The organism is Pseudomonas sp. Irchel 3A7, assembly GCF_900187565.1.
Classification (GTDB): domain Bacteria; phylum Pseudomonadota; class Gammaproteobacteria; order Pseudomonadales; family Pseudomonadaceae; genus Aquipseudomonas.
The window spans coordinates 1-18,620 of the sequence record NZ_FYED01000017.1 but is presented as its reverse complement, the minus strand read 5'-3'; the positions used below and the strand labels follow the sequence as shown (position 1 = coordinate 18,620).

The 18,620-nt window shown below is 57.7% G+C and carries 19 protein-coding genes; 12 read left to right on the top strand and 7 right to left on the bottom strand.

Annotated elements, in window-relative coordinates:
* Positions 1-37: 37 nt before the first annotated feature.
* The gene (gene gluQRS / locus CKW21_RS25045) at positions 38-934 is read right to left on the bottom strand and encodes a tRNA glutamyl-Q(34) synthetase GluQRS (protein WP_095196563.1); all 897 of its coding nucleotides are present in this window, start codon (positions 932-934) and stop codon (positions 38-40) included.
* A gap of 199 nt (positions 935-1,133) precedes the next feature.
* Positions 1,134-1,577 (bottom strand): RNA polymerase-binding protein DksA, encoded by a 444-nt coding sequence (dksA, locus tag CKW21_RS25040; protein ID WP_095196562.1) that lies wholly within the window; start codon positions 1,575-1,577, stop codon positions 1,134-1,136.
* A gap of 333 nt (positions 1,578-1,910) precedes the next feature.
* Here dksA and CKW21_RS25035 point away from each other — a divergent pair, with 333 nt between their 5' ends.
* Positions 1,911-3,083 (top strand): pyridoxal phosphate-dependent aminotransferase, encoded by a 1,173-nt coding sequence (locus CKW21_RS25035; RefSeq protein ID WP_095196561.1) that lies wholly within the window; start codon positions 1,911-1,913, stop codon positions 3,081-3,083.
* Positions 3,083-3,796 (top strand): DNA/RNA nuclease SfsA, encoded by a 714-nt coding sequence (gene sfsA / locus CKW21_RS25030; RefSeq protein WP_095196560.1) that lies wholly within the window; start codon positions 3,083-3,085, stop codon positions 3,794-3,796. The genes CKW21_RS25035 and sfsA overlap by 1 nt, the downstream gene beginning before the upstream one ends.
* Here the strand turns inward: sfsA and CKW21_RS25025 are convergent.
* Positions 3,793-4,110: a Rieske 2Fe-2S domain-containing protein gene (locus CKW21_RS25025; protein ID WP_095196559.1), complete on the bottom strand. Its 318-nt coding sequence runs from the start codon at positions 4,108-4,110 to the stop codon at positions 3,793-3,795. The two genes, sfsA and CKW21_RS25025, sit on opposite strands and share 4 nt — an antisense overlap.
* Positions 4,111-4,275: 165 nt before the next feature.
* On the opposite strand from CKW21_RS25025, the gene CKW21_RS25020 reads away from it, so the two are divergent.
* Positions 4,276-5,148 (top strand): hemin ABC transporter substrate-binding protein, encoded by an 873-nt coding sequence (locus tag CKW21_RS25020; RefSeq protein WP_095196558.1) that lies wholly within the window; start codon positions 4,276-4,278, stop codon positions 5,146-5,148.
* 320 nt (positions 5,149-5,468) lie between these two features.
* Here the strand turns inward: CKW21_RS25020 and CKW21_RS25010 are convergent, their stop codons facing one another.
* The 3 genes from CKW21_RS25010 to CKW21_RS25000 all read right to left on the bottom strand — a co-directional run bounded on the left by CKW21_RS25010 (position 5,469) and on the right by CKW21_RS25000 (position 7,976).
* Positions 5,469-5,741: a TfoX/Sxy family protein gene (locus CKW21_RS25010; protein ID WP_007971093.1), complete on the bottom strand. Its 273-nt coding sequence runs from the start codon at positions 5,739-5,741 to the stop codon at positions 5,469-5,471.
* Positions 5,742-5,983: 242 nt separating this feature from the next.
* Entirely contained in the window at positions 5,984-6,328 is a 345-nt protein-coding gene (locus CKW21_RS25005) for a pentapeptide repeat-containing protein (protein ID WP_095196556.1), read from the bottom strand.
* 91 nt (positions 6,329-6,419) lie between these two features.
* The gene (locus tag CKW21_RS25000; protein ID WP_095196555.1) at positions 6,420-7,976 is read right to left on the bottom strand and encodes a bifunctional aminoglycoside phosphotransferase/ATP-binding protein; all 1,557 of its coding nucleotides are present in this window, start codon (positions 7,974-7,976) and stop codon (positions 6,420-6,422) included.
* A gap of 117 nt (positions 7,977-8,093) precedes the next feature.
* Between CKW21_RS25000 and mrcB the strand changes: the two genes are divergently transcribed.
* The 3 genes from mrcB to CKW21_RS24985 are packed head-to-tail and all read left to right on the top strand — an operon-like array spanning position 8,094 to position 11,504.
* Positions 8,094-10,418: a penicillin-binding protein 1B gene (gene mrcB / locus CKW21_RS24995; RefSeq protein ID WP_095196554.1), complete on the top strand. Its 2,325-nt coding sequence runs from the start codon at positions 8,094-8,096 to the stop codon at positions 10,416-10,418.
* Positions 10,419-10,434: 16 nt separating this feature from the next.
* Entirely contained in the window at positions 10,435-11,169 is a 735-nt protein-coding gene (locus CKW21_RS24990) for a hypothetical protein (RefSeq protein ID WP_095196553.1), read from the top strand.
* Positions 11,169-11,504, top strand: coding sequence for a YqcC family protein (locus CKW21_RS24985; protein ID WP_095196552.1), 336 nt, complete (start codon positions 11,169-11,171; stop codon positions 11,502-11,504). The genes CKW21_RS24990 and CKW21_RS24985 overlap by 1 nt, the downstream gene beginning before the upstream one ends.
* A 50-nt stretch (positions 11,505-11,554) precedes the next feature.
* Here the strand turns inward: CKW21_RS24985 and CKW21_RS24980 are convergent, their stop codons facing one another.
* Positions 11,555-11,977, bottom strand: a complete 423-nt coding sequence (locus tag CKW21_RS24980; RefSeq protein ID WP_095196551.1) for a DUF4124 domain-containing protein — start codon at positions 11,975-11,977, stop codon at positions 11,555-11,557.
* Between the two features lie 399 nt (positions 11,978-12,376).
* On the opposite strand from CKW21_RS24980, the gene CKW21_RS24975 reads away from it, so the two are divergent.
* The 6 genes from CKW21_RS24975 (at position 12,377) to msrQ (ending at position 18,356) form a co-directional block, all read left to right on the top strand.
* A complete protein-coding gene (locus CKW21_RS24975; RefSeq protein ID WP_095196704.1) occupies positions 12,377-14,101 on the top strand; it encodes an acetolactate synthase 3 large subunit in 1,725 nt (574 codons plus the stop codon).
* A gap of 2 nt (positions 14,102-14,103) precedes the next feature.
* Entirely contained in the window at positions 14,104-14,595 is a 492-nt protein-coding gene (gene ilvN / locus CKW21_RS24970; protein WP_003205610.1) for an acetolactate synthase small subunit, read from the top strand.
* Between the two features lie 48 nt (positions 14,596-14,643).
* Positions 14,644-15,660 carry a ketol-acid reductoisomerase gene (gene ilvC / locus CKW21_RS24965; protein ID WP_095196550.1) on the top strand — a complete coding sequence of 339 codons (1,017 nt, stop codon included), beginning with the start codon at positions 14,644-14,646 and terminating at the stop codon, positions 15,658-15,660.
* A 145-nt stretch (positions 15,661-15,805) separates the two neighbouring features.
* Entirely contained in the window at positions 15,806-16,663 is an 858-nt protein-coding gene (gene pssA, locus CKW21_RS24960; protein ID WP_095196549.1) for a CDP-diacylglycerol--serine O-phosphatidyltransferase, read from the top strand.
* Between the two features lie 59 nt (positions 16,664-16,722).
* The gene (gene msrP, locus CKW21_RS24955; protein ID WP_095196548.1) at positions 16,723-17,736 is read left to right on the top strand and encodes a protein-methionine-sulfoxide reductase catalytic subunit MsrP; all 1,014 of its coding nucleotides are present in this window, start codon (positions 16,723-16,725) and stop codon (positions 17,734-17,736) included.
* Positions 17,736-18,356 (top strand): protein-methionine-sulfoxide reductase heme-binding subunit MsrQ, encoded by a 621-nt coding sequence (msrQ, locus tag CKW21_RS24950; protein WP_095196547.1) that lies wholly within the window; start codon positions 17,736-17,738, stop codon positions 18,354-18,356. The genes msrP and msrQ overlap by 1 nt, the downstream gene beginning before the upstream one ends.
* Positions 18,357-18,620 lie beyond the last annotated feature (264 nt).

The window sequence follows — 18,620 nt, the reverse complement described above, 5'->3', positions numbered from 1 at the left end:
GCGATGGTAACGGATGGGCGCGACACTGCAAGCACGATCACTGTAGCTGCGCCTCGGGCAGGCTCAGTGTGCGCGGGATCCGGCTTGCATCCCAGTGAGCGATGCCCCAGTTCAGCACTTCCCTGGGGGTGCCATCAGCCAGTTCGGTACCGGGAGTCTGCCCCAGTGCACGCAAGGCACGCAGCAACAATGGTGTGGCCTGGTCTTCGGTCAATGGCGGCGAGCGATAGGACTTGCCGAGCTTGTTGCCATCGGGTTGGGTAATCAGCGGGATGTGCAAGTAACGCGGTTGCCGCAGGCCGAGCAGTTCCTGCAGGTAAAGTTGGCGTGGCGTAGAGTCGAGCAGGTCGGCGCCGCGCACGATATCGGTAATGCCTTGCCAGGCATCATCCAGCACCACCGCCAGTTGATAGGCGTAGAGCCCGTCACGGCGGCGAATCACGAAATCGCCGACATCCCGGCCCAGGTGTTGATGGAATTCACCTTGCACGCGGTCGATGAAGTGGTAATCCAGTTCGGGTACACGTATCCGGATCGCCGCATCGTCGGTGGCATGCCCGGCATTACGGCACAGCCCCGGATAGATACCATGGTACGGCTCCAGTTGCTTGCGCGAACAGGTGCACGCGTAGGCCAGGCCGTGATTGAACAGGCGATTGAGTACTTCGGCGTAGGCGTCGTGTCGGTCGCTCTGGCGGACCATCTCGCCATCCCACTCGAAACCATAGCTCTCCAGCGCCTTGAGGATCGCCGCCTGGGCGCCGGGTTCTTCACGGGGCGGGTCGAGGTCTTCCATGCGCATCAACCAGCGGCCGCCGACCGAACGTGCGTCAAGGTACGAAGCCAGCGCGGCCACCAGCGAACCGAAATGCAGGTGACCACTGGGCGTGGGGGCGAAGCGCCCGATGTAGGAAGAGGTGGAGATGGCGGTCATAGGGTGATGTCATTTTTTCCGTACTTGAGCCGGCCCCTGTGGGAGCGAGCCTGCTCGCGAAAGCGGTGTGTCAGCCAGCATTAATGTTGAAGCTGAGGCCCCCTTCGCGAGCAGGCTCGCTCCCACAGTTTCCTGTCGAAGCAAATGTCAGAAACAAAAACGGAGCGTTCGCACGCTCCGTTCTTCGTTCAAGTCGTTATTACTTGCCGACTTGCTTTTCCTTGATTTCCGCCAGGGTCTTGCAATCGACGCACATGTCGGCGGTAGGGCGGGCTTCCAGGCGCTTGACGCCGATTTCGACACCGCAGGACTCGCACCAGCCGTATTCTTCGTCTTCGATCAGTTGAAGCGTCTTGTCGATCTTCTTGATCAGCTTGCGCTCACGATCGCGCGCTCGCAGTTCGAGGGCGAACTCTTCTTCCTGGCTGGCACGGTCTGCCGGGTCAGGAAAGTTGGCCGCTTCGTCCTTCATGTGATCAACCGTGCGGTCGACTTCCTGCATCAAGTCCTGTTTCCACTTGTTCAGGACCTTGGTGAAGTGCGCACGCATGGGCTTGCCCATGTACTCCTCGCCCGGAACTTCTTTATAGGGTTCGAAGCCGCTGATCGACTGGACTGCCTGTTGCTTTGCTTGGGTGGACATGAAATAGACCGCCTCTACTCTTGTAATCCATCTGCGCAGGATTGCTCCATCACCGGCACCCGCCGGCCCTGCGGCTGCAAGCGGGCGAACTTACCAGATCAAATCAGAGCGCGCTACTCCCGGATGTCGAGGCCGCGGCCTGTGGCGCTTGCAAATGATGGCAAAGCGCTGCCTGGTAGCTCCGCAGCCCTGATCAATTATTGATTTTAGTCAAACCTTGGGCACTCGCTCGAGTCGTTTTGGGTCTGGGTTATACCGCTCTGACCGCTTTAGGCTCTCGCTCGTTCCTGCGCTTGGGTAGAATCGTTTCTTTTCTTCGTTGAAGGAAGGCCAATGGCTCAGTCCTACAGTGCCCGCAGTCGCGCAATCGAACCTTTTCATGTCATGGCATTGCTGGCGCGGGCCAATGAATTACAGGCCGCCGGTCACGATGTGATTCACCTGGAAATCGGCGAACCGGACTTCACCACGGCCGAGCCGATCATCCGTGCCGGCCAGGCTGCGCTCGAATCGGGAAAAACGCGATACACCGCCGCACGTGGCATTCCCGAGCTGCGTGAGGCCATCTCGGGCTTTTATCAGCAGCGTTATGGCCTGAACATCGATCCGCGACGCATCCTCATCACGCCCGGCGGTTCCGGTGCGCTGTTGCTGGCCAGTGCCTTGCTGGTGGATCCGGGCAAGCATTGGCTGCTGGCGGACCCGGGTTACCCATGCAACCGGCATTTCCTGCGACTGGTAGAAGGTGCCGCGCAGCTTGTCCCTGTAGGTCCGGACGTGCGTTATCAACTGACACCGGATCTCGTCGAGCGGCATTGGGATCACGACAGCGTGGGTGCGTTGGTGGCATCTCCGGCGAATCCAACGGGGACGATCCTCACCCGTGACGAGCTGGCGGGGCTGTCCAGCGCCATCAAACAGCGCCACGGTCATCTGGTGGTGGACGAGATCTACCACGGCTTGACCTACGGCACCGATGCGGCCAGCGTGCTGGAAGTCGATGACAGTGCCTTTGTGCTCAACAGTTTTTCGAAATATTTCGGAATGACCGGATGGCGGCTCGGTTGGCTGGTGGCACCCGATGTGGCTGTGGGTGAGCTGGAGAAGCTCGCCCAGAACCTCTATATCAGTGCCCCGAGCATGGCGCAGCATGCTGCGCTGGCCTGTTTCGAGCCAGAAACCATCAGGATTCTGGAAGAGCGTCGTGCCGAATTCGGTCGTCGTCGCGATTTCCTTTTGCCAGCATTGCGGGAGTTGGGCTTCGGGATCGCTGTCGAGCCTGAAGGCGCGTTCTATTTGTACGCTGATATCAGCAAGTTCGGCGGCGATGCCTTCTCGTTCTGTCGGCATTTCCTCGAAACGGAGCACGTAGCATTCACGCCTGGACTGGATTTCGGTCGCTATCAGGCCGGGCATCACGTGCGTTTTGCTTACACGCAAAACCTTGAGCGTTTGCAGGAAGCGGTGGAGCGTATCGGCCGGGGTCTGCGGAGCTGGCAAGGCTGATGCGTTTTCATCCTCCCCTCGAAGAAGGTCGGCTGATCCGCCGTTACAAGCGTTTTCTCGCCGATATCGAAACCGTTGGCGGTGAGTTGTTGACCATTCACTGCCCGAACACCGGCTCGATGCTCAATTGTCAGGTCGAAGGTGGACAGGTTTGGTTCAGTCGCTCCAATGACCCCAAGCGCAAGTTGCCCGGCACCTGGGAAATCGGCGAAACCCCGCATGGTCGTCATTTTTGCGTGAATACCGGGCGGGCCAATGCTTTGATCGAAGAAGCACTGCTGGCTGGGGTAATCACCGAGCTGAACGGCTTTACCGGTCTCAAGCGCGAAGTGGCCTACGGTCAGGAAAAGAGCCGGATCGATTTTCGTCTCGATTACCCCGACGGGCCGGCCTATGTGGAAGTCAAAAGTGTCACGCTGGGTTTCGACGGTGTCGCGGTGGCGGCGTTTCCTGATGCGGTGACCCAGCGCGGGGCGAAGCATCTGCGTGAGTTGGCCCATCTGGCGCGGGACGGAATTCGTGCGGTGCAGTTGTACTGCGTGAATTTGACCGGTATCGAAGCCGTGCGCCCGGCCGAAGAAATCGATTCCGCCTACGCACAAGCCTTGCGTGAGGCGGTGGCGTGCGGGGTTGAAGTGCTGGCCTATGGCGTGCGTCTGACCCATGAAGAGATGGTCGTGGATCGGCGTCTGGAGGTAGTGCTTGGCGGTTAAAGACTGATCCAGATGCCTTGCGCATCCTCGCGACAGTCGACACGGGTCAGCGATTGCCCCGCGCAAGGGCCGGCAACGCATTCGCCGTCCTCGATCAAAAACAGGGCGCCGTGGGTGGCGCACTGGATCAGGCTGTTGCTGGGGTCCAGAAACTGGTCGGGGGTCCATTCAAGTCCGACGCCGCGGTGCGGGCAGCGATTGACATAGACGTAAACCTTGCCGTCCCGACGCACGGCGAAAAGCTTTTGCCCGGCGAGTTCAAACCCGCGGCTGCTGGCATCGGCCAGCTCAATGCCTTTACACAGAAATTTCATGCCTATCCTCAGGGCGCACAGTCGTGACCGGATATGTCCGAGCTTGACGTGCAAATGCAAGCAATTATCAAATGGCTGACTTGCCCGGAAGGCGCGGTTGCCAAGTTGCACAGGATACGTGGCCTCGTCGCCTGATGCCCGGGAAACCCTCATAGGAAACTGTATATGCGCCTGAGTACCCGTGTTTGCGCGCTGTGTTTCGGACTTTTCGCCAGTCATCACGTCGCTGCGAGCGAGTTGCCGCAACGTTGGGTCAGTGCCGGCGGGGCGCTCTCGGAGTGGGTCAGCGCTTTGGGGGGCGAGTCGAAACTGGTCGGAGTCGATACCACCAGTCAGCACCCTGAATCCCTGAAGGCTTTACCCAGCATCGGATATCAGCGGCAGCTTTCGGCGGAGGGTGTGCTGAGTTTGCGTCCGCAGATTCTGGTCGGTACCGAAGAGATGGGGCCGCCCCCCGTGCTTTCGCAAATTCGTAATGCGGGCGTGCAGGTCGAGCTGTTCTCGGCCCAGCCGGATCTGCCGACGCTGCAGAATAACCTGCAGCATTTGGGCAGGTTGCTCGGCGCCGAAGACCGGGCGGCACAGTTGCTGGCGACTTATCAACAGGCGCTTGAGCTGCAGAAGATCCGGGTTACCAGGGCGCAATTGACGCAGTCCTCTCCGGGGGTGTTGCTGTTACTCGGGCACGCGGGCGGAAAACCGCTGATCGCCGGCAAGGACACCGCCGCTGATTGGTTACTGCAACGCGCCGGAGGACACAACCTGGCGACCCATACCGGCTACAAGCCGTTTTCGAACGAGTCGCTGGTGAGCCTTGATCCTGATGTGCTGGTGTTTGCCGACCGCGCACTGAGTGGTGATGCGGCGCGTGCAGCGTTGTTCAGGGAAAATCCGATTCTGGCCTCCACTCGCGCAGCGCGGGGCGGGCGGGTCATCGAGCTTGATCCGACCTTGCTGGTGGGTGGATTGGGTCCACGACTGCCGGAGAGCCTGAAAAAGCTGTCTGACGGTTTTTATCCTGAATCTGCTGGTCAATAACCTTGCGCCGCAATTAGCGCAGTGTCGCGGTGACGACTTTTCCTCAGGCAAAAAAAGACCCGGCAAGAGCCGGGTCAAATAACCGTGATTAGCCTGATGAGGAGATAATCTGAGAGTCCGAACCAAGGGCTATTCAGAATATCGACCAGTCTCGCGACCAGTTGTGATAATCATATCGATTCTCATTACCAAGTCAACAGCTGATTTCTCATTGGCGTCGTTTGTGTCGCGCGTGGTCGGCAAGTCCTTGTAAATATTGACTATTGGTTTGTCGTTTTTAGTGGCTTCACTCGTATCAATCGCGGACATCCCATGCGGACTCAGTTTTTGTGACGTGACGAGATCGCTTCCAACTGTTTATTCAACGCTTCTTTGCGTTCGGCGGGAATGTCATTCCAATGCACGTCCATCAGGGCGCCTTCGATTGCATACAACAACACCTTGGATGCTCGAAAACCGCGCGTGCGCACGGCCCGATAAGCGTCCACCGCTCCCAGGCGACGCAAGTCCGAGGCGCTGTGGATGCCCACCGCATGCAGCCACTGCGCCGACGTCTTGCCAAGATTCTTAAGGTGTTGCAGTTCATCATTCATCAAGCCTCCTTGCGATGGCCGAATGGTGCGTGGGCAAGCTTCTCAGGAGTGTAGCCATCAGTAGGAAAAGCGTGATTGTTTGGTCGTTTTCGACGCAAAAGCTTCTAAGAGGCAGGCGTTAGAGGGCGCGTGAAAAACTGCGAAAGGAGCAGGGACAGGGGGGAGATGCCAGTAGTCGGGACAAGTCGGCCCGAAGTCCAATGCGAAGCGTGGGCACCGGACTGGTGAATTTACGCTAAGGGTCAGCGGGTGCGATAACGCAGTCGTGTCCCGAAGTTCATCGACATCAGAATCTCGTCAGCACTCAACTCTGGCGGAAAGTAGGCACCGGAAATCTGTGCATGGGCCAGACTTGCACCTTCGAGTGACGCATTGCGAAAGTCGATGCCCCGCAAATCGGCGGAACGGAAGTAGGCATTGGTGAAGTCGACGCCGTCGGCGTTCAACTCGCGCAAGTCCAGCCCCCGGAAGTCACCACCGACCATGTCGATAGGGCCATCCTTGGGGCGTTCATTGTTGAAACCTGTGATGTCGTCTTTGTGCAGCAAGGCATAAAGCGGGGTGTCGAGAAGTTTCGGCTGGCTCATGTCACATCACCTGTTGGTTTTATGGCGCCAGTATAGTGCCACTATTTGGCAGCCGTGAAGCCGGCGAAGGCCTCACGGCTGAAATAGTTTTTTACAGGCCTGGCAGGCGTTGGCGAATTTGCGCCACGACTGTGTCAAGCGTTCCGCTTTCATTGGTCTGAACGCGTTTGCTGCAGAGAATTTCTGCCGGGGTCAGGGGTTCGCGACTGGCTTGCTGGGCCTCGATCACCGCCAGCGTGGCGTCGGACGGATCTGTGTTATCTGCCTGGCGCAGGGCCAGCCAGCTCTCGATCACGGCTTGTGGTGCATTGCAGTCGAGGATCAGGAAAGGCGTGCCTGTAGCCTCGGCAATTTTCGCTGCGCTTTCGCGCTGATCGTGCTTGAGATAAGTGGCATCGATCACCACCGGGAAGCCGGCGTGAAGGATGACCTCGGCAATTTCGTGCAAGCGTTGGTAGGTCGCGGTACTGGCATCGGCGCTGTAAATGCCGGCCTGCAGGTCGTTCGTGCCGGTTTGCTCGCCGAACAGGCGTTTGCGCTCAACGTCGGAGCGCAGGCGAATCGCGCCCAATGCTTCCACCAGGCGCATCGCCACGTGGCTTTTGCCGACCGCGGAAACACCGTGGGTAATCGCCATGAAGCGCGAAGGAATGGTGCTATAGCTTTCTGCCAGGTTGGCGTAGGTCCGGTACTGGCGCAGGGTGGTGGCGCGCTGCACCGCAGTGGCGTCGGCCGGCATGCTGAACAGGCTGACCTTGGCGCGAACCAGTGCACGGTAGGCTTTATAGAAGTTGAGCAGTTCCAGGCCCTGATAATCGCCGGTCAGTTCCAGGTACTGGCTGATGAAGCGGCGTGCCAGGCACTTCAGGCCGCGGTCTTCCAGGTCCATGGCCAGGAAGCCGGCATCGGCATACACATCGGTGAAGCGGAACGGTTCGTTGAACTCGATGCAGTCGAAAATCACGACCTTGCCGTCGATCACCGTGGCGTTGCCCAAATGAATGTCGCCATGGCATTCGCGGATGAATCCGTCTGCCTTGCGCTGGGTGAGGATGGGCTTCAGGCGATCGAAGCTGCTCTCGGCCCAGGCTAGCAGGGCGTCGAGTTGCAGCAGGTCAGCCTTGTCACTGAGGAATGGGCGAATCTGTTCGAAGTTCTGACGCACTGGCGCCATGACACTGTCAGGAGTGCCCGCTTCATGTTCGGCCGGGACTTTTGGGGCGCTGAGGTGGAACCGGGCGATTTGTGCCGCCATCGCGTCGATGTGCGAGGTGGTCAGTTCACCATTGGCCTGAAGGGTGCTGAGCAAGCCGGTTTGCGGGAATTGACGCATTTTCAGCACGTATTCGATGGCCGGGCCTTCGCCGCCCAGTTGCGGAGCTTCGGCGCTGCCAGTGACCGGCAACACTTCCAGATACAGATCGTCTGTCAGGCGCTGGTTCAGGCGCAATTCTTCGCCGCAGAAATGCTTTCGAGCCTCAAGCGTGGTGAAATCGAGGAAACCGAAGTTGACCGGCTTCTTCACTTTATAGGCATAGGAACCGGTGAGCAGTACCCAGGAAATATGGGTTTCGATGAGCTGGAACCCGTCAACAGGATGCGGATACAAGGCCGGGTTTTGCAAAGCGGCAATCAGGGACTGGCTCACAGGGGGGATCCTTCAGAGTCTGGAAAAATTCAGGTCGTCATTATGGCGGCTAGCCAGCCCAACGCAAACTCGGAGGGCTCCTGTTGAGGATGAATAAAGTGCGTATAATCCGCCGCCATGACTCGTACTCGATCCCCCCGTACCCCAAAAAAACCACCTTCCCGAGGCCTGCGGCCCTGGCTGGGCTGGGTCCTTAAACTCAGTCTGGTCGGCCTTGTGGTGCTGGCCGGATTCGCGGTTTACCTCGATGCCATCGTGCAGGAGAAGTTTTCCGGCAAGCGCTGGACGATTCCGGCCAAGGTATACGCGCGTCCGCTCGAGCTGTTCGTCGGACAAAAACTGAGCAGGGATGACTTTCTCACCGAACTCGATGCCCTGGGCTATCGCCGTGAAAGCGTGAGCAACGGCCCCGGCGCGGCGGCAGTCAACGGCAATACCGTCGACTTGAATACCCGCGGCTTCCAGTTCTATGAGGGTCTGGAGAACGCTCAACCGGTGCGTGTTCGCTTCTCCGGCGACTATGTCGCCGAACTCTCGGCGACGAACGGTTCGAAGTTATCTGTAGTGCGCCTGGAACCGCTGCTGATCGGCGGGATTTATCCGAAGAACCTCGAAGATCGCATTCTGATCAAGATCGATCAGGTTCCGCCGTATCTGCTGGAAACCCTGGTTGCCGTGGAAGACCGTGACTTCTACAGCCATTGGGGGGTGTCGCCCAAGTCGATTGTGCGAGCCATCTACGTCAATACCTCTGGGGGCAAGCTGACCCAGGGCGGCAGTACGTTAACGCAACAGCTGGTCAAGAATTTCTACCTGACCAGCGAACGCAGCCTGACCCGTAAACTCACCGAAGCCATGATGGCGATGTTGCTTGAGTTGCATTACGACAAACGGGAAATACTTGAGGCTTACCTCAATGAAGTGTTCGTTGGCCAGGATGGTCAGCGTGCGGTCCACGGATTCGGCCTGGCCAGTCAGTTCTTCTTCGGGCAGCCGTTGTCCGAACTGAAGCTGCATCAAGTCGCGATGCTGGTGGGCATGGTCAAGGGACCGTCTTATTACAATCCGCGTCGCAATCCTGAGCGGGCGCTTGAACGGCGCAATCTGGTGCTGGATGTGCTTGAGCAACAAGGCGTCGCCACCGCCGAGCAGGTCGCTGCTGCGAAGAAAATGCCATTGGGCGTGACAACACGTGGAAAGTTGGCTGATAGCTCGTTCCCTGGTTTCCTCGATCTGGTCAAGCGTCAACTGCGTGAAGACTATCGCGATGAAGACTTGACCGAAGAAGGTCTGCGAATCTTTACCAGCTTCGACCCGATCCTGCAGATGAAAGCCGAAGCATCGGTCAACGACACCTTCAAACGCCTGTCTGGGCGCAAGGGCTCCGATGACGTCGAAGCGGCGATGGTCGTGACCAACCCGGAAACCGGTGAAGTCCAGGCCATGATCGGCAGTCGCCAGGCAAGTTTTGCCGGCTTCAACCGTGCACTGGATGCGGTGCGGCCGATCGGCTCGTTGATCAAGCCAGCGGTTTATCTGACAGCACTCGAGAAACCGAGCCAGTACACACTGACCAGTTGGCTGTCAGACGAATCCTTCTCGGTCAAAGGTGCGGACGGTCAGGTCTGGAAGCCGCAGAACTATGATCGCCGCTCCCATGGCACGGTTTTCCTTTATCAAGGCCTGGCGCATTCCTACAACTTGTCGACCGCGCGTCTCGGCTTGGCGGTAGGTGTTCCCAATGTCCTCAAGACCCTCGGGCGTCTGGGGGTGAGTCGCGAGTTTCCGGCCTTTCCGTCGATGTTGCTGGGGGCGGGCGGCATGACACCGATCGAAGTGGCAACCATGTACCAGACCCTCGCCAACGGTGGTTTCAATACCCCGATGCGCGGGATTCGTAGCGTACTGACAGCCGAAGGCGAGCCTCTCAAGCGTTATCCGTTCCAGATTCAGCAGCGTTTCGACCCGGCCTCCATTTACCTGGTCCAGAGCGCCATGCAGCGGGTCATGCGCGAAGGCACCGGCAGTTCGGTTTACAACGTGCTGCCGAAAACCCTGACACTGGCCGGCAAGACCGGTACCAGTAACGATTCGCGCGACAGCTGGTTCGCCGGTTTCAGTCAGGATCTGCTGGCGGTGGTCTGGTTGGGGCGCGATGACAACGGCAAGACGCCATTCACGGGTGCTACCGGGGCGTTGCAGGTCTGGACCAGTTTCATGCGCAAGGCCGATCCGTTGCCGTTGGACATGCCTCAGCCGGATAATATTGTTCAGGCCTGGGTCGATTCGCGGACCGGACAAGGCTCTGACGGCAACTGCCCGGGCGCCGTGCAGATGCCGTATATTCGCGGCAGCGAACCGCCTCCCGGCGCTCCTTGCGGTGGCGAAAGCCCTATCAATGGTGAAACGGTGATGGATTGGGTCAAGGGCTGGATGAATTAAGCAAAGAGGGTTTCAAGTGAACAAGTGGTTGATTCCAGCGGTTACCGCCGTGGCTTTGCTCAGCGGTTGCTCCTCCGTACAGCGTGGCTCGATTCCGGTTGTGGACTCCGGCACCAATGTCTCCAATAGTGAGAGGGTCTCGGCGAACGGAGGTTTCCGTCATTCGACGGTCAAGCGTCCTGCACAAGCGAAGGTGCAGGAAATTCCGCAAGGCGATACCGGTGTGGTCGTGATGGTGCCGGGTGGCGGCGCAACGACTTCGACGCCGATCAGCACTACGCCGATCACCCCAGGCCCGATTACGCCGGGACCGATTGATACCTCGCCGGTGCAGTCTGCACCGATCAATCAGGGCAGCTACAGCATGCCGTCGACGCCGAGCGGAATTCCGTCGGCCAGTTCCGGTGGTTTGTCCGCCGATGAGCAACTGGACGGTCCAGTGCTGGCGCTGTTGACCACTGCTCAGCAGCAACAGGCGGGTGGTGATCTCAACGGTGCCTCTTCAAGTCTCGAACGTGCCCAGCGTGTCGCCCCGCGTGAACCGCAGGTGCTTTATCGCCTGGCGCAAGTGCGCATGGCTCAAGGGGATGCCGCGCAGGCCGAGCAATTCGCGCGTCGTGGTTTGACTTTGGCCAATGGTCGTCCGGCGCTTCAGGCCAGTCTGTGGGAGTTGATTGCCCAGGCACGTGAGAAGCAGGGCGACTCCGCTGGCGCGGCATTGGCCCGTCAGAAGGCAAAGGTTTCGTCGTGATGGATGTCCGCTTTCCCAGGATTGCCGAGCAGTTGCTGCTGATCGAGCGTGAATTGCGGGTGCAAGGATGGTGGGATGATGTCCCGCCATCCGCTGAGGCGCTCTCCAGCGTTGAGCCGTTTTCGGTCGATACGCTGGACTTCGAGCAATGGCTGCAATGGATCTTTCTGCCGCGCATGAAAGCAATCCTTGAGCAGAACCTGCCTTTGCCGAATGCTTCGGGGATTCAGGAGATGGCCGAAATGGTCTTTGCCTCCCGTAATGTTCAGGGCAAGGATCGACAGCTGCAAGTGCTGCTCAAAGAGTTCGATCAACTGATCACCGCTTCTCGCTGACCCCGATTCCTGTAGGAGCCGAGCTTGCTCCGGGCGGCTCCTGTAGGTGACTACATGCAGTTATCCGCGATCTGTTTCTGCGTTTCTCCTATGCGCTCCTGCCGTTGAGTGTCGTCGAGTCGACGCAGTTCTCCCTCCACTTCCTCTCTAAGCCGCGGATTGTTCCGCAGCTGCGCCAGGTTTGTTCGCGCCTGTTCGCAAAATACTTTCAGCTCTGTTTGCTGCTTGGCGACCTGCTTCTTGACTTTTTTGTCGATGGCCTGTTGATCGCCAATCGTGCCGCTGTTCAAAAATGCGGCGGGTTTGGCGGCGGACGGGGAGGGCATCACGACAATAGTGGCTTGCTGACCTGAAGGTGGTTGCGCATCGAAATGGGTAACGCCCTGGGCGTCGACCCATTTGTAAATCTGTGCGGCCATGCTTAAAGGACTCAGGCCAATCAGCAGGCCGGCGGTCAGGAAGAACGCTCGCATGTCATTTCCTTGTCTCGGGTTGCGCAATTGAAGCTAACACACTTGATGTTTCACGATTTTTTCTTGCTTTCTCATGTGCTTAGTTCAATAAAGCACATAGACGACTTGACTTGCAGGGGACGAAACAGAAGAATCCAAAGTCCGCTGTAGAGGGACTGCCAGAAGCAGACCCACTCAGCAGATCATGAGGCGCACATCCGCGCCGACCTGTTACACCCGCAACGCGTTACCTCGCGCTGGGTGGGAAAGGCCCGCAACACTTGGGACGATCCCAATACTTGCTCAGTCAGTGCTGACGTAGTCGGCGACCACCGTCGCTCATGCTCTGCTGAGAAGTAAACCTATTAAGACCCGTCCCATTTTCGTGGGCGGTATTCTGGCGTTTTAGAGGTGAGCAACGTGGAGCTTTTATCTGGCGGTGAGATGCTCGTCCGCTTCTTGCGTGACGAAGGCGTCAAATATATCTACGGGTACCCGGGTGGTGCTCTTCTTCATGTCTACGATGCCCTGTTCAAAGAACCGGAAGTGACTCACATTCTGGTTCGTCACGAGCAGGCTGCGACCCATATGGCTGACGGCTACGCCCGTGCCACCGGCAAGGCCGGCGTGGTTCTGGTGACTTCCGGCCCGGGCGCAACCAACGCTATCACCGGTATCGCCACGGCCTACATGGACTCCATTCCGATGGTGGTCATTTCCGGCCAGGTGCCGAGCACCATGGTAGGTACCGACGCATTCCAGGAAACCGACATGATCGGTATCTCCCGGCCGATCGTGAAACACAGCTTCATGATCAAACACGCGTCGGAAATCCCGGAAGTCATGAAGAAAGCTTTCTACCTGGCGCAATCCGGTCGTCCTGGTCCGGTCGTTGTCGATATCCCGAAAGACATGACCAACCCGGCCGAGAAGTTCGAATACGTCTTCCCGAAAAAAGCCAAGCTGCGCTCCTACAGTCCGGCCGTTCGCGGTCATTCCGGTCAAATCCGCAAAGCAGCGGAAATGCTACTGGCGGCCAAACGTCCCGTTCTGTATTCCGGTGGTGGTGTGATTCTCGGCAACGGCTCCGCGCCGCTCACCGAATTGGCAAAAATGCTCAATCTGCCAGTGACCAATACCCTGATGGGGCTGGGTGGCTACCCTGGGACCGATCGTCAGTTCATCGGCATGCTCGGCATGCATGGCAGCTACACCGCCAACCTGGCGATGCACCATGCTGACGTGATCCTGGCTGTCGGTGCGCGTTTCGACGACCGTGTAATCAACGGCGCATCGAAGTTCTGCCCGAACGCCAAGATCATTCATATCGACATCGACCCTGCTTCGATTTCCAAGACCATCAAGGCTGACGTGCCTATCGTTGGCCCGGTCGAGAGCGTTTTGACCGAAATGGTCGCGATCCTCAAGGAAATCGGCGAGACCCCGAACAAGGAATCTGTTGCCAGTTGGTGGAAGCAGGTTGATGAGTGGCGCGGTGACCGTGGTCTGTTCCCTTATGACAAGGGCGACGGTAGTGTCATCAAGCCGCAGGCCGTGATCGAAACCTTGTGCGAAGTGACCAAGGGCGATGCCTTTGTCGCCTCCGACGTTGGTCAGCACCAAATGTTTGCGGCGCAGTACTACAAGTTCAACAAGCCTAACCGCTGGATCAACTCTGGCGGCCTGGGCACCATGGGCTTCGGTTTTCCGGCGGCCATGGGCATCAAGTTGAGCTTTCCGGATGATGATGTCGCTTGCGTGACGGGCGAAGGCAGCATCCAGATGAACATTCAGGAACTGTCGACCTGCCTGCAATACGGTTTGCCGGTCAAGATCGTCATCCTGAACAACGGTGTGCTGGGCATGGTTCGCCAGTGGCAAGACATGAGTTACGGCAGTCGTCACTCGCATTCCTACATGGAGTCGTTGCCTGACTTCGTCAAGCTGGCAGAGGCCTATGGTCACGTCGGCGTGCGCATCACCGACTCGAAAGACTTGAAGTCGAAGATGGAAGAAGCGTTCGCCATGAAAGATCGCCTGGTGGTCATCGATATTTCGGTCGACACCAGTGAGCACGTCTACCCGATGCAGATCAAAGACGGCTCCATGCGCGATATGTGGCTGAGCAAGACGGAGCGTACTTAATCATGCGGCACATTATTTCCTTGCTTCTGGAAAACGAACCTGGCGCTCTGTCTCGTGTAGTCGGCCTGTTCTCGCAGCGCAACTACAACATCGAAAGCCTGACCGTGGCGCCAACGGAAGACCCGACTCTGTCGCGTCTCACGCTGACCACGGTGGGCCATGATGAAATCATCGAGCAGATCACCAAGAACCTGAACAAACTGATCGAAGTGGTCAAATTGGTCGACTTGTCGGAAAGTGCTCATATCGAGCGCGAACTGATGCTGGTCAAGGTCAAAGCCACCGGTGCCCAGCGTGCCGAGATCAAACGCACTACCGATATTTACCGTGGGCAGATCGTCGATGTCAGCGCCAGCGTGTATACCGTTCAATTGACCGGTACCAGCGACAAGCTCGACAGCTTCATCCAGTCCATCGGCACCGCTTCGATTCTGGAGACCGTCCGCAGTGGCGTCACCGGGATTGCCCGCGGCGACAAAGTACTCAGCATCTAAACCAAATTAGCGAATGGCCTGAACGGCCTGGATATATAGGGGAAATTCATGAAAGTTTTCTACGATAAAGACTGCGACCTGTCGATCATCCAGGGCAAGAAAGTTGCCATCATCGGTTACGGCTCCCAGGGCCACGCTCAAGCGTGCAACCTGAAAGACTCCGGCGTTGACGTTACCGTTGGTCTGCGTAAAGGCTCGGCCACTGTTGCCAAGGCCGAAGCACACGGCCTGAAAGTGACTGACGTTGCTTCCGCTGTTGCGGCTGCCGACCTGGTCATGATCCTGACCCCGGACGAGTTCCAGTCCTCCCTGTACAAGAACGAAATCGAGCCGAACATCAAGAAGGGCGCCACCCTGGCCTTCTCCCACGGCTTCGCGATCCACTACAACCAGGTTGTGCCGCGCGCTGACCTCGACGTGATCATGATCGCGCCGAAGGCTCCAGGCCACACCGTACGTTCCGAATTCGTGAAGGGCGGCGGTATCCCTGACCTGATCGCTATCTATCAGGACGCTTCCGGCAACGCCAAAAACGTTGCGCTGTCCTACGCTGCTGGCGTGGGTGGCGGTCGCACCGGCATCATCGAAACCACCTTCAAGGACGAGACTGAAACCGACCTGTTCGGCGAACAAGCCGTTCTGTGCGGCGGTACCGTCGAGCTGGTAAAAGCCGGTTTTGAAACCCTGGTTGAAGCTGGCTACGCGCCGGAAATGGCCTACTTCGAATGCCTGCACGAACTGAAGCTGATCGTCGACCTCATGTACGAAGGCGGTATCGCCAACATGAACTACTCGATCTCCAACAACGCCGAGTACGGCGAGTACGTGACCGGTCCGGAAGTCATCAACGCCGAATCCCGTCAGGCCATGCGCAACGCCCTGAAACGTATTCAGGACGGCGAATACGCCAAGATGTTCATCAGCGAAGGTGCTACCGGCTATCCTTCGATGACCGCCAAGCGTCGTAACAACGCTTCTCACGGTATCGAAATCATCGGCGAGCAACTGCGCTCCATGATGCCGTGGATCGGTGCCAACAAGATCGTCGACAAAGCTAAAAACTAAGTCTGACACTTGTACGAAAAACGCGGCCCAGGCCGCGTTTTTTCGTTTGGAGGGCCGGTTCTGGTATAAAGCTGCATCGTTTGCGGTGCGAACCGGCGTTGCAGACATCTGTCGAAACTTTCCATCCCGTTGCAAGGTATTGTCCATGAGCGAACGTCCCGAAGAGCCAAAACAGGCTTCTGACGCCGAAAGCCTGCTGCCCATCGATGAACATGTCGAAGAAGGGCATGACGCTGAAGGCCGTAAAGTCCGGCATCGTGGTATCTATCTTCTGCCGAATCTGTTCACCACTGCGAACCTGTTCGCAGGGTTCTACTCCATCATCAATTCCATGAGCGCCCAGAGTGCCTTGAGTGCGGGTGATTCGATTGGTGCGAGCAAGTATTTTGCGTTTGCCGCCATCGCAATTTTTGTCGCCATGGTGCTCGATGGCCTCGATGGCCGTGTCGCCCGCATGACCAATACCCAGAGTGCCTTCGGTGCCGAGTATGACTCGCTATCGGATATGGTTGCTTTCGGCGTGGCGCCGGCGCTGCTGGCGTTTGGCTGGGCCTTGGGCGACATGGGCAAGGTCGGCTGGATGGTCGCCTTCATCTATGTAGCGGGTGCGGCGTTACGCCTGGCGCGTTTCAATACCCAGGTCGGCACGGCCGACAAGCGCTACTTCATTGGTCTGGCCAGCCCGGCTGCCGCTGGCGTGGTGGCGGGAATTGTCTGGGCGTTCAGCGATTACGGCATTCAGGGTTCCAAGATGTCTTTCCTGGTGGCGCTGATGGTCGCGGCAGCGGGTATGCTGATGGTCAGCAACATCAAGTACAACAGCTTCAAGGAGCTGGATCTGAAAGGGCGCGTGCCATTCGTGGCGATCCTCGCCGTGGTTTTGGTGTTCGCGGTAGTGTTCAGTGATCCGCCACGCATTCTGCTGCTGGTTTTCCTCGCCTACGCAGCATCCGGGCCGGTGCAATACTTGTTACATCTTCGTCGGCGCAAAAGCGCCGAGTGATGTAATTTCCCTCATACTCCGCAGTTGGTGCATCTGTTCTCCAATGCTGCGGAGTAGTCATGCTGATCAAAGTCCCCAAGGCATCCGACTGCCATGAGTCGGATGTCACACCTGAATCCATCTACCTTTCTCGACGCAATGTATTGGGTGTCGCCGTTGCCGGCTTGGCCATGAGTAGTCTGCCGCGTTGGGCGGACGCTGATGATGCGGCGCGATATGCAGGTGTCGAGCCTGGCAAGGCGCCTTCGTGGTTCAGCGAAAAGCTTCCCTCGATCAAGTGGGGGGCGGTTAACGTCAAGGATGAGGCGATTACGCCGTTCAAGGATGCAACCCACTACAACAACTTCTATGAATTCGGTACCGACAAGGGCGATCCGGCTGCCAATGCCGGTGCGCTGAAGACTGAGCCATGGACTGTGGTGGTGGATGGCGAAGTGGGTAAGCCGGGGCGCTACGCACTGGAAGACTTCATGAGGCCTTATCAACTGGAGGAGCGCATTTACCGCCTCCGTTGCGTGGAGGCCTGGTCGATGGTCATTCCATGGATAGGTTTCCCCATTTCGGCGTTGCTCAATCAGGTAGAGCCCACTTCAAAAGCCAGATTCATTCGCTTCGAAACGCTTGAAGATCCCAAGAGCATGCCGGGGCAGCGCTCGGGGTTCGCCTTGATCGATTGGCCCTATGTAGAAGGGTTGCGCCTTGATGAGGCGATGAACCCCTTGGCGATTCTGGCAGTGGGAATGTACGGGCGTGAGTTACCCAATCAGAACGGGGCGCCACTGCGTTTGGTGGTGCCGTGGAAATACGGATTCAAGAGCATCAAGTCCATCGTGCGGATCAGTCTGGTGAGTGAGCAGCCAAAAACCACCTGGCAGAGTATCGCTTCGAACGAGTATGGCTTCTATGCGAATGTGAACCCTGAGGTTGATCATCCACGCTGGACTCAGGCTCGCGAACGGCGCTTGCCGAGTGGTCTGTTCAAGCCGAATGTGCGTGACACGCAAATGTTCAATGGTTATGCCGATGAAGTCGCTTCTCTCTATACAGGGCTCGATCTTCGGAAGAACTACTGATGCGATATCGACTCTGGCGTATTGGCGTTTTCGTCGCTGCGGCGATCTGGCCTCTGCTTTGGTTGTATCAAGCGTGGGAGGATGTGCTCGGGCCTGATCCGGGCAAGGTACTGGTTGACCGGTTGGGCTTGGGGACGCTTGTTCTGCTGCTTATTACATTAAGTATGACGCCGCTGCAGAAGCTCACGGGGTGGGCTGGGTGGATTGCGGTTCGGCGGCAGCTGGGTTTGTGGTGTTTCGCTTATGTAGTTCTGCATTTGAGTGCCTATCTGGCATTCATCCTTGGGTTCGACTGGTCGCAACTGGGCGTCGAGCTGGGCAAGCGTCCCTACATTATTGTCGGGGCGTTGGGGTTTCTGTGTTTGCTGGCGTTGGCAGCGACTTCCAATCGATACAGTCAGCGGCGTTTGGGGTCGCGCTGGAAAAAGCTGCATCGTCTGGCTTATCTGGTTCTCGGCCTTGGGTTGCTGCATATGCTCTGGATTGTGCGCGCCGATTTGAAGGAGTGGTCTATCTATGCCGGTATCGGCGCGTTGCTATTAGTGTTGCGTCTGCCACCCGTAACCCGGCGCATCCCGCGTTTGGTGGCTAAAAAGGCCTCTTCTGCCAAAAAAGCGTAATAAGTGGTTGACGGCAGATCTCAGGTGTCTATAATTCGCCCCACTTCCGGCGCAGTCGAAACGGAAAACTCCTTGGTAAACAATGAGTTACGCAGTTTTCGGCAGCAGGTTGCTTCAGATCATCGAAGCCGAAAGGGAGTTGAAAAAGAGGTGTTGACAGCAGCGAGTAACGCTGTAGAATTCGCCTCCCGCTGACGAGAGATCGAAAGCGCAAGTGGTTGAAGTTACAAAGGATTCTTTGAAAACTTCTGAAAATAACCGCTT

Bases quoted from the DNA above. Each gene is read 5' to 3' on its own strand.
- gluQRS (WP_095196563.1), bottom strand. From the start codon at position 934: ATGACCGCCATCTCCACCTCTTCCTACATCGGGCGCTTCGCCCCCACG.
- dksA (WP_095196562.1), bottom strand. From the start codon at position 1,577: ATGTCCACCCAAGCAAAGCAACAGGCAGTCCAGTCGATCAGCGGCTTC.
- CKW21_RS25035 (WP_095196561.1), top strand. From the start codon at position 1,911: ATGGCTCAGTCCTACAGTGCCCGCAGTCGCGCAATCGAACCTTTTCAT.
- sfsA (WP_095196560.1), top strand. From the start codon at position 3,083: ATGCGTTTTCATCCTCCCCTCGAAGAAGGTCGGCTGATCCGCCGTTAC.
- CKW21_RS25025 (WP_095196559.1), bottom strand. From the start codon at position 4,110: ATGAAATTTCTGTGTAAAGGCATTGAGCTGGCCGATGCCAGCAGCCGC.
- CKW21_RS25020 (WP_095196558.1), top strand. From the start codon at position 4,276: ATGCGCCTGAGTACCCGTGTTTGCGCGCTGTGTTTCGGACTTTTCGCC.
- CKW21_RS25010 (WP_007971093.1), bottom strand. From the start codon at position 5,741: ATGAATGATGAACTGCAACACCTTAAGAATCTTGGCAAGACGTCGGCG.
- CKW21_RS25005 (WP_095196556.1), bottom strand. From the start codon at position 6,328: ATGAGCCAGCCGAAACTTCTCGACACCCCGCTTTATGCCTTGCTGCAC.
- mrcB (WP_095196554.1), top strand. From the start codon at position 8,094: ATGACTCGTACTCGATCCCCCCGTACCCCAAAAAAACCACCTTCCCGA.
- CKW21_RS24985 (WP_095196552.1), top strand. From the start codon at position 11,169: ATGGATGTCCGCTTTCCCAGGATTGCCGAGCAGTTGCTGCTGATCGAG.
- CKW21_RS24980 (WP_095196551.1), bottom strand. From the start codon at position 11,977: ATGCGAGCGTTCTTCCTGACCGCCGGCCTGCTGATTGGCCTGAGTCCT.
- ilvN (WP_003205610.1), top strand. From the start codon at position 14,104: ATGCGGCACATTATTTCCTTGCTTCTGGAAAACGAACCTGGCGCTCTG.
- ilvC (WP_095196550.1), top strand. From the start codon at position 14,644: ATGAAAGTTTTCTACGATAAAGACTGCGACCTGTCGATCATCCAGGGC.
- pssA (WP_095196549.1), top strand. From the start codon at position 15,806: ATGAGCGAACGTCCCGAAGAGCCAAAACAGGCTTCTGACGCCGAAAGC.
- msrP (WP_095196548.1), top strand. From the start codon at position 16,723: ATGCTGATCAAAGTCCCCAAGGCATCCGACTGCCATGAGTCGGATGTC.
- msrQ (WP_095196547.1), top strand. From the start codon at position 17,736: ATGCGATATCGACTCTGGCGTATTGGCGTTTTCGTCGCTGCGGCGATC.